Source organism: Streptomyces spirodelae (assembly GCF_017676385.1).
Lineage (GTDB): Bacteria > Actinomycetota > Actinomycetes > Streptomycetales > Streptomycetaceae > Streptomyces > Streptomyces spirodelae.
This window is the reverse complement of sequence record NZ_JAFFZN010000001.1, coordinates 138332-153639: the sequence shown is the minus strand read 5'-3', so window position 1 is coordinate 153639 and position 15308 is coordinate 138332. Positions and strand designations below refer to the sequence as shown.

Genomic DNA, 15308 nt, shown 5'->3' with positions numbered 1-15308 from the left:
CCGCCGACACCCGCTAGGACTCACATGCGCGCACTGCGCCACCAGGAGACATCGGTCCTGGACTCGACCACCACCCTCTTCACCAAAGCCGCCCTGCGTACCGTGGACGCGCACACCGACGGGGCCGAGGCGTTCCTCGTGCACGGCAACCGGTTCGCCGCCGTCGGCACGGTCGAGGAGTGCCGGGCCGCAGCGGCACAGCTCGGCCGCCGGGCCGAGGAAGTGGACCTCGGTGGCACCGTGGTGGTGCCGGGCTTCGTCGACCCGCACGCCCACCCCCTGATGTACGGCCAGATGATGAGCTGGGTCGACTGCGGGCCCGGCAAGGCGGCCGACATTCCCGGCGTCGTCGCCCTGCTGCGCGCGGCTGCCGACTCCCTGCCGCCCGGGCGGCCGGTGCGGGGTTACGGCTACGAGCACCGCAACCTCGCCGAGCGCCGCCATCCCACCAAGGAGGAGCTCGACCGGGTCAGCACCGACCGCGAGGTGTACCTGATGAACGCAAGCGGCCACGGAGGCGTCGTCAACAGCGCCACCCTGGCCCGGCACGGCGTCACCCGGAGTACGCCCGACCCGGAGGGGGGCACGTTCTTCCGCGACGCCGACGGCGAGCTGACCGGCGAGGTTTCCGACGCCGCCTGCAACATCCTCACCGGTGTCGGCGGCGTCAAGATCGGTCGACACGGGCCGAACTTCCACCTCGGGGACGAGCCCGAGGAGCACCTGCGGCAATTGCGCGCCGCCCAGGAGCGGTTTCTCGCCGGCGGCGTGACGACGATCGGCGACTGCCAGGTGACCCGCCGCGAGTTCGACACGTACCTCCGCCTGGCCGACAGCGGGGAACTGCGCACCCGTGTCGGCATGTATCTGCTGAGCCATCTGCTGGACCACGTGATCGACACCGGGATGCACGGTGCCTTCGGCAACGCCCGGCTCTCCTTCTCGGGCATCAAGTTCTACGCCGACGGCACCCTGGGTGGCTGGACGGCCTACTTCCCGGACGGCTACGTCGGCGACCCCTGCCGCACCGGTCAGCTCTACCACGAGCCGGAGGCGTACCGGGAACTCATCGCCAGGGCGCACGCCGTGGGGCTCCAGACGGCCACCCATGCCCAGTCGCCCGACGCGATAGAAATGGTGCTCGACGCCGTCGAATCCGCACAGAAGCACAACCCCAGGCCCGATGCGCGGCACCGGATCGAACACTGCGGTCTGCCGACCCCTGAACAGATCACACGCATGCACCAGCTGGGTATCCACCCGGTCAACCAGACCCAGCACTACTACAACTGGGGCGAAGGCGTCACCGAGGCGATCGGCACCCCCGGCGAGCGGTTCAACCCGCTCGGCGAGTTCCTGGAGGCCGGGGTGCCGGTCACACTCAGTTCCGACGCGCCCGTCGCCGAACCGAAACCGCTGGAGGCGATCCAGGCGGCCGTCACCCGTGTCACCCGGCGCGGGCACCGGCTGGGCGACGGGGCCCTGCGCATCCCGGCGGCCGACGCGCTCGCCGCGCACACGCTCGGCGGGGCCCGCACCCTGGGCCGCGAACACGAACTCGGCAGCATCACCCCGGGCAAGCTGGCCGACTTCACCGTCCTGGACGCCGACCCGCTCGCCGTCGACCCCGGGTCCATCGCCGCGATCGACGTTCTCCAGACGTGGATCGACGGCGCACTGCAGCACTCCACCACAGCCACGTCGACCAAGGGGCAGCCGTGACGGAACACGCCCAATCCCGCGCCCGAGCCGCCAAGGCACGCAAGGCAGGCATCGCCGCGTTCGTCGGTACCACCATCGAGTGGTACGACTTCTACGTCTACGCCACGGCCGCCTCACTCGTCTTCGGAAGTGTCTTCTTCCCCGAAGGCACCGACCGGCTCACCGGCATCGCCGCGGCCTTCGCCACGTATGCGGTCGGGTTCTTCGCCCGGCCGCTCGGCGGCATCGTCTTCGGCCACATCGGCGACCGGTTCGGCAGGCGCAGCGCGCTCGTGATCACGCTGACCATGATGGGCGCCGCGACGTTCCTCGTCGGTCTGCTGCCCACGTACGCCAGTATCGGCGCGCTCGCCCCCGCCCTGCTCGTCCTGCTCCGCTTCGTGCAGGGCATCGCGGTCGGCGGCGAATGGGGCGGCGCGGTCCTGATGGCCGTCGAGCACGCGCCGGAGGGGAAGAAGACCTTCTACGGCGGCTTCGCCCAACTCGGCAACCCGGCCGGAGCCCTCCTGTCCACCGGCCTGTTCAGTCTGCTGTCCACGCTCGGCGACGACGCCCTAACGGAGTGGGCGTGGCGCGTGCCGTTCCTGCTGTCGGCGCTGCTCATCGTCATCGGCGTCCTCATCCGGCTCAAGGTCGAGGAATCCCCGGTGTTCGACGCGGAGCCCGAGCCGGACGAGGGCCTGCCGCTGACCTACGCGCTCAAGACGAACTGGAAGCCCATCCTTCTGGGCATCGGCACGCTCCCGATCGCGGTGGGCGGCTACTACCTGGTGACCACGTTCATCACCGCCTACGCCACCGACCCCGCCGTGGGCCTCTCGGAGACGGTGGTGCTCAACGCGCTCAGCGTCGCTGCCGTCGTCGAACTCGTCGCCACGCTGGGCGTCGCGTGGCTGGGCGACAAGGTCGGGCGCATCCGCGTCGTCATCTGGGGCTTGGCCGCGGTAGCCGTGCTGGCCGCACCGCAGTTCCTGGTCCTCTCCTCGGACTCCACCGTGCTGATCTTCCTGGTCTTCGCGGCGATGCGACTGGTCATGGCCGCGACCTACGGCCCCGTGGCCGCCGTGCTGGCCCAGATGTTCCGCCCTCAGGCGCGCTACACCAGCATCTCGGTGACGTACCAGGTGGCGGGGGCCCTGTTCGGGGGCCTCTCGCCGATCGTCTCGACGCTGATGTTCCAGAAGACCGGCAGTATCGTCCCCGTCATCGTGCTGCTGGTCGCCATGTGCGCGCTGAGCATCGCGTGCCTGCTGAAGGCGCCACAGCACACCGACGACGCCACGCTCGCCGACAGCCCCACGCCGACGACACCGGCCGGGACGGCGTCCTAGCGGACGTCCACCTTGGCCAGGCCCCGCGCATCGCGCCTCGCCACCCCCCGCGAAACAGCGAGCGGGTCCCAGTCCGTGCCACGAGCCGGCAACAGGGACGGGTCGCCGAACACGGCCCCGGCATGCGCCTCCGTCAGCAGCGGGCGTCCGAGAATCCGCGCCGCGCAGGAGACACCGCTGACCATCACCCCCGTGATCCCGCTGCCGTAACGCGTGCTCTGACCCACGACGTGCAGGCCCCTGACGCCGGTGGCGGTGTCAGGGCGGGCGCCGGTGGCGCCCCAGGTGGCCAGGCCGAACGGGGAGCCGCCGGTGGAGAGCGTGTACCGCTCCTGGGTCAGCGGGGTGGCCAGTTCCAGGTGCGTGATGTGGTCCCGGAAGGGACCCAGCACCCGCTCACCGGCCCGCAGCACCGCGTCGGTGAAGCGCTGCTTCTCCGCCAGGTAGGCGGGCTCGCGCCGGTACCGGCCACCCTCGGCCGGCCCTCGCTCGACGCCCCAGTGCCGGTAGCCGGGCGGACACATCGTCATGAGCTGAAAGTTGGCGTGTCCGGGCGGGCACAGATGCCGTGCTCCCGGTTCCTTGAGCGAGGCGAACGAGATGAAGAGGAAGCGCACCTCGTCCGGCTGCTCGCCCGCGTGCAGCCCCCGGTAGAGCTCGTCGATGTCCTCGTGGTCGTACCACCAGATGTTGGCCTCGGCCTGCCGGGCCGGCGGCCGGTCGAGGGCGACGTAGACGGTCGCGAAGGGCAGCCCCACCGTCGCTTCCCGGGTGGCGCGGACGATCCGCGGGCTGAAGTGCTCGGCGCCGGCCAGGTCGAGGACCGTGCGCCGGTAGTCGGCGCCCGAGACCACCAGCGGCGCGGCGAGCGCCGTCCCGTCCGTCAGGCGCACCCCGGTGGCCGTGCGGTCCGCGACATCGATCGAGGCGACCCGGCTGCGGGTGCGCAGCCGGCCGCCGTGCGCCTCCAGGACCTCGATCAGTGTCGCCGCCAGCAACTGGCCCCCGCCGACCGGGACATAGGCGCCCCGGAGGTAGTGGTCGGTCACCATGGCGTGGGTCGCCACCGTCGCCACGTCCGGACCCATGCCGTAGTTCGGCGACTGCGCCGCGAGCACCGTACGGGCCCGCGCCGAGAGCCCGCAGTGGTCGAACAGCTCGGACAGCGGCCGCCGTCCCCAGGCCCGTACGTGTTCGGTCCCGGCGGCGATCTCGGGCAGCTCGGCGTCGGTGAGCAGCGCCCAGCGCTGTTCGCCGCCGACGGCCCGGCAGATCCGGGTGAATGTGCGCAGGCCCGCCACGTCCTCGGGCAGCGCCCGCTCCAGCCGGGCCAGGTACGCGTCCCAGTCGGCGGGAACGTCGAGGGTCAGCCCGGGGATGCGGATCTGGTCGAAGCAGTTCCGGTCCAGCTCGCGGAAGCGTATCCGGTCCCCGGCGCCGAGGCCGGAGAGGATGGCCGGGATGACGCCGTCGGGTCCGCAGTCGCCCAGATAGTGCACTCCGACGTCGAACTCGTAGGCACGTCGGCGGCGGAAGACGTGGCTGTTGCCGCCCGCCCAGTCGTGCTGTTCGAGTACGAGCACCCGCCGCCCCGCGGTGGCGAGATACGCGGCGCAGGTCAGCCCGCCGAGGCCGCCCCCCACGATGATGGCGTCCCACTGCTCTCCGGTGCTGGTGCTGGTGCTGGTCAAGGGGTCCTCGCCGTGGTCGTGGCTGTGGTCGGGGTCCGGTCGGGGGCCGTGGTCGTGGTCAGCGTGCGGGGTACGGCCGCAGCAGCGCGCAGCCGAGGGTGCCGTCGTGATCGACCGCGGTCACCAGCGCCGGCCGGTCGGCGAGCGCCGGGTCCTGCTCGGCCCTGACGAGCACGGCGAGCACCTGGAAGGCGGCCGATGCGGCCGCCGTGTCGCCGACCAGTCCGGTGCAGTCGACCTCCGCGGGCTGCCGCCCGCCGAACAGCTCGCAGAGCGCGGCCCGTTCGGGGCTGTCGCCCCCCGCGCCCGTGCCCGCGCCCGGGGCGACGAGCGCGACGTCCATGGGCCGCGCTCCGGCCCGCTCCAGCGCCCGCCGCAGACAGCGCAGCAAGGTCGCCGGGATCTCCTCTGCTTCCTCGTACATGCCGAACTCCAGCGCGACGACCTCGGCCAGGCCGTCCCGCTCGGCGGCCACGGAGCCGGCCGGCTCCAGGCGCAGCACCGCGGCTCCCTCACCGAGGACCGTGCCGTCCGGGGCGCCTGGGCTGTGGTGGTGCAGCCGTGCCCGCGCCTCGGAGAACTCCTCGGCGCCGCCGCAGAACAGTGTCCCCGCGCGGCCTCCGGCCTGCAGCCGGCGCGCGTAGTTGAGCGCCAGCAGACCCGCCGCACGACCGCCGGCGATCGTCGCGTTCGGGCCCTTGAGCCCGTGCCAGATCGCGCACTGGCCCGCCGCGCAGTTCATCACCGTGTTGGGAAACCGGGCCGGGTCTACGTGGAACGGCCGGGCGCCGTCGAGCGAGCTGCGGGTGAAGTCCATCGTGGACTGCACACTCCCGGTGGTGCCGAGCACCAGGCCCGGGGCCGGGCCGTCGGCAGAGGCGCCGGGCGCGTCCCCCCGGTCCATCAGTGCGCCGATCGCCGCCACCGACAGCGCGGTCACCCGGTCCATCGAGCGGGTGCCCTTCTTGCCGAGTACGGCACGCGGTGCGAAGTCCGGGACGGGCCGGGCGGGAGCGTCCGGGACCGGCCCGGTGGCCGAGGCGGGGGCCGGAACGCCGGCCCGCAGTCCGGCCCGGAAGGCGTCGGCTCCGAACCCGAACGGGGAGATCGCCGACCATGCCGTGATGACGGGTCCCATGCCTGTCACGCTGCTCCTTCGTCGTAGCGGCCGAAGACGACCACCGCGTTGTTGCCGCCGAAGGCGAGCCCGTTGTTCTGCACGATCCGCAGGTCCGCCGCCACCGACTCGTTGGGTACGCAGTCGAGACCGCACTCGGGGTCGGTCGTGGTGTGGTTGACGGTCGGTGGGATGAAGGCGTGTTCCAGGGCGAGTGTGCAGCCGATAGCGGCCAGCGCGCTGGCCGCGCCCATGGTGTGCCCGAGCATCGACTTCATCGAAACCGTGCGGGGCGGCCGGTCGCCGAAGACCGCGTGGATCGCCTTCGCCTCGGTGCTGTCGTTGGCCTTCGTGCCGGTGCCGTGCGCCGAGATGAGATCCACCTCGTCCGGCTTGACGCCCGCGTCGGCGACCGCCAGCCGCATGCAGTCGGCGACGCTCTCCTCGAGCGGCGCGACCTGGTGGTACGCGTCGCAGTTGAGGCCGTATCCGAGCACCTCGGCGTGGATCCGGGCACCCCGTGCGAGTGCCGACTCCAGGCTCTCCAGCACCAGCATCCCCGACCCCTCGCCGGTGAGGATGCCCTGGCGGCCGAGGTCGAAGGGGCGGCAGCGGTCGGGCGCTATGGTGCCCAGCCGGTAGAACCCGGCGAAGGTCTTGCGGCAGATCGCGTCCGCACCGCCGCAGAAGGCCAGGTCCGCGTCGCCCGCACGGATGGCGTCGAGCCCGTGGCCGATCGCGTAGTTGCCGGCGGCGCACGCCGTGGGGATGGTCACAGCCTCGGCGTCGGCGAGCGCGAACTCGCGGGCGACGGAGGCCGCCAGCCGGGAGGGTGAGGCCCGGCGGGCGATCCGCGGGTCCATCGCACCCGGTTCAGCGGCGTCCTGCGCCACCAGCCGGTCGAGGTCGCGGGTCTCCCCGTCGGTGGTGCCGATGGCCACCAGGACCCGGCCCGCGGCCAGGTCCTGCGGGGTCAGCCCGGCGTGGCCCGCGGCCATCCTGGCGGCGGCGACGGCGAACCGGGCCGCCCTGCCGAGCTCTGCGGGGTCGAGCCGTTCGATCCAGCGCTCCGGTTCGAAACCGGTCACCTCGCAGCCGTTGGCGTACTCGAAGCCGGTGGTCTCGAACGCGGAGATGGGGTGGACCTCGCTGCGCCCTGCCCGCAGCCCCGTGAGGAACTCGTCGACCGAAGTGCCGATGCTGGACACCGCGCCGACGCCGGTGATCACGACCCGCCTGCCGGGTTTCGTCATGGGGCCTCCAGTCACACGGCGCCCATTCGCGCGACGTCCATTCGCGCGGCGTCCATTCGCGCGGCGTCCATTCGCGAAAAGGAGATGGTCGCGGCGCCGGTGTGTCCGGCCCCGGAAATGAGCGAAGTCCTGTTCCCAGTGCGCAATGTACTGGCCCCAATTCAGCAGAGATCTGATTCAGCAGAGAGTCAGAGAGGAGATCAGCAGGGAAGAAGTGATCCAGTCCGTCCGGCAGGCTACAAGCCGCCCGCGCGGCCGGTACAGAACCGCCGGTGTCTCGTTCCGTCCCGTACTGTCCTTCCACTTGCTGGACACCGTCGCGCGGGCAAATCTTCGAGGCGAGCGCGCCGATGCGATAGGGGTTGTGCAATGACGAATCCGTTCGACGACAACGAGGCGGTTTTCTCTGTCCTGGTGAACAGCGAAGGGCAGTATTCGCTCTGGCCGGTATTCGCCGACGTTCCGGACGGCTGGACCGCGGAACTCTCCGAGAGTAGCCGCGAGGCATGCCTGGCCTACATCGAAGAGAACTGGACGGATATGCGGCCGAAGAGTCTGCGCGAAGCCTCCTGACGTCTGCAGCCCTGGACCACCGGCCACTACCCCGGGAATGAAAATGAGCAACGTCGGCGGTGACCTGCTGCCGCTTTCCGCAGCGCAGCGCGGGATCTGGTACGGACATCAACTCGATCCCAGCGGCCTGCGCTATCGGATCGCGGAGTACTTCGACATCTGCGGCCCCGTCGACCCCGAGGGCTTCCGTGCGAGCTGGCGCCAAGTCGTCGAGGAGACCGAGGCGCTGCGCGTCCGCTTCACCGAAACAGCGGACGGACCACGGCAGTTCGTCGACGCCACCGTGGACGCCCCCGTGGACGTGGTGGACGTCTCCGCGCGTCCCGACCCCGCGGGCGCCGCGCTGGAGCGGATGCGCGCCGATCTGGACCGGCCGGTGGACCTGTGCCGTGGACCGCTGCACACCGTACTGCTGTTCAAGCTGGCCGCGGACCGCTGGCAGTGGTACTTCCAGTTCCACCACGCGGCGTTGGACGGTTACAGCGGGGCACTGGTGGTCCGCCGCGTCGCCGAGGTGTACTCCGCCCTGTTCACCGGCGATCCAGCCGACTCCGGTCCGCGGGAGCCGCTCCCGCTGCGCGGTCTGCTCGACGAGGAAGCCGACTACCGTTCCTCCGACGCCTTCGCCGCCGACCGGGAGTTCTGGCGCGCCCGAATGGCCGACCGGCCGGCCCCGGCGACTCTGGCAAAACGGTCGTCCGGCGCGGCCGGGGAGCCGGCACGCTGCTCGGCACAGTTCGGCGCTGACCTCCAGCGGCGGCTGACCGAGTCCACCGGGCGGGCGCTGCCCACCGTCGTGCTCACCGCCATGGCCGCCTACCTGCACCGGGTGTCCGGAGCACAGGACCTCGTGCTCGGACTGCCGGTGACCGCCCGTCCGGGCCCGGGCGACAAGACGTCCGGAATGGTGTCCAATCTGCTGCCGCTCCGCCTGACCGTGACCAGCGGACTCAGCTGCGCGGAGCTCGCCCGGCACGTGCTCTCCCGTGCCCGTGAAGCGCTGCGCCACCAGCGCTACCGCTACGAGGACATGCGCCGCGACCAGCGGCTGTCCCTGGAGGACGAGTCGCTGGTCGGCCCGGTGGTCAACGTCCTGCCGTTCAGCTACGACCGCGGGTTCGGCGGTCACCCGATGACCTCCCACAACCTCGCGGGCGGGCTGGTCGAGGATCTGTCGGTCACGGTCTACGACCGGGGTGAAGGGCAAGGGCTGCGCGTCGACTTCGACGCGAGTGCTCTCTACCGGCAGGAAGACCTCCTCACCCACCAGCGCGGCCTGCTGCGCGTGCTGGAGGCGATGGCGGACGACCCGGCGGTGGAGGTCGGCCGGATCGACCTGCTCGACGAGGCCGAGCGCCGGCGGGTCCTGCACGAGTGGAACGACACGGCCCGCGAGCACCCGGCGGAGACCTGGCCGGCGCTCTTCGAGGCACAGGCCGCCAGGACCCCGGACGCGGTCGCGGTCGTCTCCGAGGACACCGAGCTGAACTACGCCCAGCTGAACGGCCGCGCCAACCGGCTCGCTCGCACGCTGGTCGCCTCCGGCATCGGCCCCGAGAGCGTGGTTGCCCTGGCGCTGCCGCGCTCGATCGAGCTGGTCACCGCCATGCTCGCGGTGTCCAAGGCGGGCGGTGCCTACCTCCCGCTCGATCCTGAACACCCGGCGGAGCGGCTCGCGTTCATGTGCGCCGACGCCGCGCCCGCCGGCGTCATCACCGGCGAGCAGAGCCCGGCGGGCCTGCCCGACGGCCTTCCCCGGATCGTGCTCGACGGCCGTACCGGCTCCGCCCCGGACACCGGCCCGGCCGCAGGCGGTCTGCCCAGCCCGGACACCGGCCTGGCCGCAGGTGACCTGACGGCCACCGACCTGACCGACGCCGACCGGCTCGCGCCGCTGCACCCTGACCACCCGGCGTATGTCATCTACACGTCCGGCTCCACCGGGCGGCCGAAGGGCGTCGTCGTCACCCACGCCGGTGTGGCCTCGCTCGCCTTCGGGCAGATCGCCCGGCTGGGAGTGGACGAGCGCAGCCGGGTGCTGCAGTTCGCGTCCCCCAGCTTCGACGCGGCGTTCTCCGAGGTGTCGATGGCCCTCCTGTCCGGAGCCGCACTGGTGCTCGCGCGCGCCGAACAGCTCGTCCCGGGCATCACCCTGACCGAGCTCGCGGCCAAGCACGCCCTGACCCATGTCACCCTGCCACCCGCCGTCCTCTCCGCGATGCGGCCCGACGAGCTGCCGGCGGACCTGACCCTCAACCTGGCCGGCGAGGCGTGCCCGGCCGAGGTCGTCGCCGCCTGGTCACCGGGCCGCCGTGTGCTCAATGCGTACGGTCCGACCGAGGGCACGGTCTGCGCGACCATGTCGGACCCCCTCTCCGGCAGCGGCACCCCGCCGATCGGCCGCCCGGTCGACAACATGCGGACGCTCGTCCTGGACGGCGCGCTCCGCCCGGTTCCGGCGGGCGTCGCGGGCGAGCTCTACCTGGCCGGGCAGGGGCTGGCACGCGGCTACCAGGGACGTGCGGGGCTGACCGCGCAGCGGTTCCTCGCCTGCCCGGCCGAGATCGCGCAGGCGCCGGGTGAGCGGATGTACCGGACGGGCGACCTCGTCCGCTGGCGCACCGACGGGCAGCTGGAGTTCCTCGGTCGCGCCGACGACCAGGTCAAGATCCGCGGCTTCCGCGTCGAACCCGGCGAGATCGAATCCGTGCTGGCCCGCGACGGCGCCGTACGCGAGGTCGCCGTCGTCGCCCGCGAGGACATCCCCGGCGAGCAGCGTCTGGTCGCCTACGTCGTGCCGCACAAGGAGCGGATCATCGATCCTGCGGCGGTCCGGAGGGCGGCCGGCGAGGTCCTGCCGCGGCACATGGTGCCCGCGGCGGTCGTCGTACTCGACCGCCTCCCGCTGACCCCCAACGGAAAGCTGGACCGCCGGGCGCTGCCCGCGCCCCGGTTCACCGGCGCCGAGGGCGGCCGGGCCCCGCGCAGCCCGCGCGAGGAGATCCTCTGCGGGCTGTTCGCGGATGTCACCGGCGCACCCAAGGTGCACATCGACGACCACTTCTTCGACCTGGGCGGGCACTCGCTGCTCGCGACCAGGCTGGTGGCCAGGATCAGACCTGCCTTCGGCGTGGAACTCACCGTCCGTGACGTCTTCGGCGCTCCCACGGTGGCTCAGCTCGCGCGGCGGCTGGACGAGGTCGGCGGCTCGCTGCGGCCCGCCGTGACCCGCGCGCAGCGGCCCGAACGGCTCCCCCTGTCCTTCGCGCAGCGCCGGCTGTGGTTCCTCGGCCAGATGGAGGGCCGCAGCGCGACCTACAACATGCCGGTCGTACTCCGGATGACCGGCGAGCTCGACCGCGTAGCCCTGGCAGCAGCGCTCGGGGACCTGACCGACCGGCACGAGGCGCTGCGTACGGTGTTCGGGGAGGTCGACGGGGTGCCGTTCCAGCGGGTCCTCGACGTCCGGCCCGGACTGCCGTGCGCCGACACCACCGAGCGGGAGCTGGACGCCGAGGTCGCTAGGTTCTGCGCCCGGGAGTTCGACCTGGCCGCCGATCCGCCGCTGCGGGCGCAGCTGTTCGCACTGTCCCCGACCGAGCATGTACTCGCGCTGGTGATCCACCACATCGCGGGCGACGGCTGGTCGATGGCCCCGCTGGCGGACGACCTGGCAGCCGCCTACCAGGCCCGGGCCGCCGGGCTCGACGACGGCGCGCCCGAACTGCCTGTCCAGTACGCGGACTACACGCTGTGGCAGGAGCGGCTGCTGGGCACCGAGGACGACCCGGACAGCCTGATCAACGAGCAGATCCGGTACTGGTCGAAGGCGCTGGAAGGCGTGCCGGAGGAGCTGCCGCTGCCGGTGGACAGGCAGCGCCCCGCGGTCGCCAGCTACCGGGGCTCGACCGCCCGGTTCGAGGTCGGCGCCGACCTCCACGCCCGGCTCACCGAGCTGGCCAGGCAGAGCGACGCGAGCCTGTTCATGGTGGTCCAGGCGGGCCTGTCCGCACTGCTCAGCCGACTGGGTGCGGGGACGGACATCCCCATCGGCACCGCCATCGCGGGCCGGACCGACGAGAGCCTGGACGGGCTGGTCGGATTCTTCGTCAACACCCTCGTGCTGCGCACCGACCTCGGCGGCGACCCGACCCTGCGCGAACTCATCGCGCGGGTACGGGAGACGGACCTGAGCGCCTACGCCAATCAGGACCTTCCGTTCGAGCGCCTGGTGGAGATCCTCAACCCGAGCCGGTCCACCTCACGGCACCCGCTGTTCCAGGTGATGCTTGCGTTCCAGAACCTGGCCGACGTCAGCTTCCGGCTGCCCGGCCTGGAGGTCGAGGCCGAGCAGCGCTACACCGACACGGCCAAGTTCGACCTCGCCTTCAGTGTGTTCGAGCAGTTCGACGAGGAGGGTGCGCCGAACGGGCTGAACGGCGTAGTGGAGTTCGCGGTCGAGCTGTTCGACCAGGCCACCGTCGAGCGGATGCTGGACCGGCTGGTCCAGGTCTTCGAGGTGATGACGGCCGAACCCGGGACCCGCCTCGGCGACGTCGATGTCCTCGACGCGGCCGAGCGGCAACTGGTGCTGCGCGAGTGGAACGACACCGCCCGCGATGTGGCCCCGGCCGTTTTCCCGGAGCTGTTCCAGGCCCAGGTGGCCGCGACTCCCGACTCGGTAGCGGTCCGCTTCGAGGACACCGTGCTCACCTACCGGGAGCTGAACGAGAACGCCAACCGGCTGGCCCGGTACCTGGCCGAACGCGGGGTGGGGCCCGGCGACTACGTCGCGCTGGCGCTGCCCCGCTCGATCGAGATGACGACGGCGATGCTGGCGGTCCTCAAAGCCGGCGCCGCCTATCTGCCGGTGGACCCGGACTACCCACCGGAGCGCGTCGCGTTCATGCTCGAGGACGCCGCGCCGCGGTGCGTGCTGACCACGGCGGACAGTACGGTCGCGCTGCCCGCCGGGCTGGAGCGGACAGCACTGGACGACGCGACCCGCTCGGCCGTCTCCCGGCTGCCGGGCCACGACCTGACGGACCGCGACCGCACGGCGCCCTTGCGGCCGGGCCATGCCGCCTACGTCATCTACACCTCCGGCTCCACCGGCGTCCCTAAGGGCGTCGTGGTCTCCCACGCGGGCATCGCCGGCCGGATGGGCTGCGAGATCGCGCGCCTGGAGGTGGAGCCGGACAGCGTCGTGCTGCAGTTCGCGTCGCCCAGCTTCGACGGCGCTTTTTCCGACATGTGCATGGCGCTGCTGGCCGGGGCGACGCTGGTCGTGGCTCCGAGGGAGAAGACGCTGCCGGGGCCCGCGCTGAGCGCGCTGATGCACGAGCAGGGCATCACCCATGTGACCCTGCCGCCGCCGGTGCTCGCGGCCCTGCCGGACGACGGCCTTCCGGCGCCGATGACGCTGATCATGGCAGGTGACGCCTGCTCCGCCGACCTCGTCGCCCGCTGGGCGCCCGGCCGCCGGATGGTCAACGCCTACGGCCCCACCGAGGCCACTGTCTGCGCCACCATCAGCGACCCGCTGGAGCCCGACGGCACCCTGCCGCCCATCGGACGGCCGCTGGACAACACCCGGCTCTACGTCCTCGACGACCGGCTGCGGCCCACGCCTCCAGGCGTGGCCGGCGAGCTCTACATCGCGGGCGAAGCCCTGGCGCGCGGCTATCTGCGACGCCCGGGGTTGACCGCCGGCCGGTTCGTGGCCTGCCCGTTCGGCGCTCGGGGGGAGCGGATGTACCGGACCGGGGACGTGGTCCGGTGGCGCGGCGACGGACAGCTGGAGTTCGTCGGCCGGTCCGACGACCAGGTCAAGGTCCGGGGCTTCCGGATCGAACTCGGCGAGGTGGAGGCCGCGCTGACCGCCCACCCCGGAGTGGCGCAGGCCGTCGTGGTGCCCCGCGAGGACCAGCCGGGCGACAAGCGGCTCGTCGGCTATCTGGTCCCCAGCGGAGACGACCCCGCCGTGGCGAAGGACCGGGACGAGCGCCAGGTCGAGGAGTGGCAGCTCACCTACGACTCGCTGTACGGGGGCGAGGAGGCCGCCGAGTTCGGCGAGGACTTCTCCGGCTGGAACAGCAGCTACGACGGCAAGCCCCTCCCCGTCGAGCAGATGCGCGCCTGGCGCGACGCGACCGTCGACCGGATCCGCGAACTGCGGCCCAGGCGCGTACTCGAAATCGGCATGGGCACCGGGCTGCTCCTCTCGAAGATCGCGCCCGAGTGCGAGTACTACCTGGGTACCGACATCTCGCCCCGGATCGTCGAGGGAGTCCGCAGCCAGGTGGCCGGCGACGAGCGGCTGGCGGACCACGTCGAGGTACGGGTCCAGCCCGCCCACGAACTCGACGGGCTGCCTCAGGGCCACTTCGACACGGTGGTGCTGAACTCCGTCGTGCAGTACTTCCCCAACGCGGACTATCTGGAGAAGGTGCTGCGGGGCCTGCTCGAAGTGCTGGCCCCCGGCGGCAGGGTGTTCGTCGGCGACGTACGCAACCTGCACCTGCTGCAGGCGCTGCGCACGGCCGTCGAGCTGGGCCGCCCGGCCGGCGCGGCGGACGGTGGCGTGGTGCGCGCTGCGGTCGCGCAGTCCGTGTCCTTGGAGAAGGAGCTGCTGATCGACCCGGCCTTCTTCACCGGGCTGGGCGCGGCAGCCGACCTCCGCGTCAAGCGAGCGGACTTCCGCAACGAGCTGACCGCGCACCGATTCGACGTCGTCCTCCACAAACAGCCGTACGAACGTATCGACACCGACGTCACCCGTGAGCTCACCTGGGGCGCCGACGTCACCGGTCTGGACGCGCTCGCCGACCGGCTGTCCGCGGCGCACCCCGCGCCCGTCCGGCTGCGCGGCGTCCCCGACGCGCGGGTCGCGCACGAGTTGGCGGCGGTACGGGTGCTGGCCGACGGCGGCACGCCGGTGGCCGCCCGCGACAAGCTGGCGGAGCGCGACGACACTCTCCCGGACCCGGGAGGATTCGCGGAGCCGGCCGGCCGGGTCGGATATCGCGCACTGGTGCAGCCGCCGGGCGAGGACGGAACGCTCGACGTCCTGTTCGTGGAGCAGGCCGCCGCAGGGATACCCACAACCGGGTACCGGCCGCAGCTCCCCGGAGCCGGCCCGCTGACCAACGACCCGTCCCGGTCGGCGGAAGCAGTCTCGCTGGGCGCCGCGGCCAAAGCCCACCTGCAGGACTCCCTGCCCGGCCACATGGTCCCCTCGGCCCTGGTCGTACTGGACGAGCTGCCGTTGACGCCGAACGGCAAGGTGGACCGGCGCGCACTGCCCGCGCCGGGCCGCACCGGCGCCGGGACCGGCCGGGGGCCGCGGAACGAGCGCGAGGAAGTGCTGTGCAGGCTGTTCGCCGAGCTGCTCGGCGTGCCGAAGGTCGGCATCGACGACGACTTCTTCGAGCTGGGCGGCCACTCGCTGCTGGCGACCCGGCTGGTGTCCCGGATCCGCTCGACGCTGGGCGTCGAGCTGGCCATCCCGGATCTGTTCAACGCGACGACGGTCGAGAAGCTCTCGGGCCGGCTGGCCGTGGCGCGCAAGCGCGAGCGGCCGAAGCTGCGACCGCGTCCGCGCCCGACAAGTTAAGGAGAC

At 72.1% G+C, this 15308-nt stretch carries 7 protein-coding genes; 4 read left to right on the top strand and 3 right to left on the bottom strand.

Annotated elements, in window-relative coordinates; all coding sequences use genetic code 11:
- Window positions 1–24 precede the first annotated feature (24 nt).
- Window positions 25–1722, top strand: a complete 1698-nt coding sequence (locus tag JW592_RS00630) for an amidohydrolase (RefSeq protein ID WP_209262816.1) — start codon at window positions 25–27, stop codon at window positions 1720–1722.
- The gene (locus tag JW592_RS00625) at window positions 1719–3053 is read left to right on the top strand and encodes an MFS transporter (protein ID WP_209262815.1); all 1335 of its coding nucleotides are present in this window, start codon (window positions 1719–1721) and stop codon (window positions 3051–3053) included. The genes JW592_RS00630 and JW592_RS00625 overlap by 4 nt, the downstream gene beginning before the upstream one ends.
- Here JW592_RS00625 and JW592_RS00620 read toward each other — a convergent pair.
- Genes JW592_RS00620 through JW592_RS00610 form a run of 3 tightly spaced genes read right to left on the bottom strand, consistent with a single transcriptional unit; the run spans window position 3050 to window position 7114 of the window.
- On the bottom strand, window positions 3050–4744 hold the full coding sequence (locus tag JW592_RS00620) for a phytoene desaturase family protein (protein WP_209262814.1): 1695 nt from the start codon (window positions 4742–4744) through the stop codon (window positions 3050–3052). The genes JW592_RS00625 and JW592_RS00620 overlap by 4 nt on opposite strands.
- A 58-nt stretch (window positions 4745–4802) precedes the next feature.
- The gene (locus JW592_RS00615; RefSeq protein WP_209263117.1) at window positions 4803–5882 is read right to left on the bottom strand and encodes a beta-ketoacyl synthase N-terminal-like domain-containing protein; all 1080 of its coding nucleotides are present in this window, start codon (window positions 5880–5882) and stop codon (window positions 4803–4805) included.
- 5 nt (window positions 5883–5887) lie between these two features.
- Window positions 5888–7114 (bottom strand): beta-ketoacyl-[acyl-carrier-protein] synthase family protein, encoded by a 1227-nt coding sequence (locus JW592_RS00610; RefSeq protein WP_209262813.1) that lies wholly within the window; start codon window positions 7112–7114, stop codon window positions 5888–5890.
- A gap of 369 nt (window positions 7115–7483) precedes the next feature.
- On the opposite strand from JW592_RS00610, the gene JW592_RS00605 reads away from it, so the two are divergent.
- Complete coding sequence (locus JW592_RS00605) at window positions 7484–7687, top strand: MbtH family protein (protein ID WP_209262812.1); 204 nt, start codon at window positions 7484–7486, stop codon at window positions 7685–7687.
- 43 nt (window positions 7688–7730) lie between these two features.
- A complete protein-coding gene (locus JW592_RS00600; protein WP_209262811.1) occupies window positions 7731–15302 on the top strand; it encodes a non-ribosomal peptide synthetase in 7572 nt (2523 codons plus the stop codon).
- Window positions 15303–15308: the final 6 nt, after the last annotated feature.

Coding starts and splice junctions, on each gene's coding strand:
- JW592_RS00630 (WP_209262816.1), top strand. CDS start 25: ATGCGCGCACTGCGCCACCAGGAGACATCGGTCCTGGACTCGACCACC.
- JW592_RS00615 (WP_209263117.1), bottom strand. CDS start 5,882: ATGGGACCCGTCATCACGGCATGGTCGGCGATCTCCCCGTTCGGGTTC.
- JW592_RS00610 (WP_209262813.1), bottom strand. CDS start 7,114: ATGACGAAACCCGGCAGGCGGGTCGTGATCACCGGCGTCGGCGCGGTG.
- JW592_RS00605 (WP_209262812.1), top strand. CDS start 7,484: ATGACGAATCCGTTCGACGACAACGAGGCGGTTTTCTCTGTCCTGGTG.
- JW592_RS00600 (WP_209262811.1), top strand. CDS start 7,731: ATGAGCAACGTCGGCGGTGACCTGCTGCCGCTTTCCGCAGCGCAGCGC.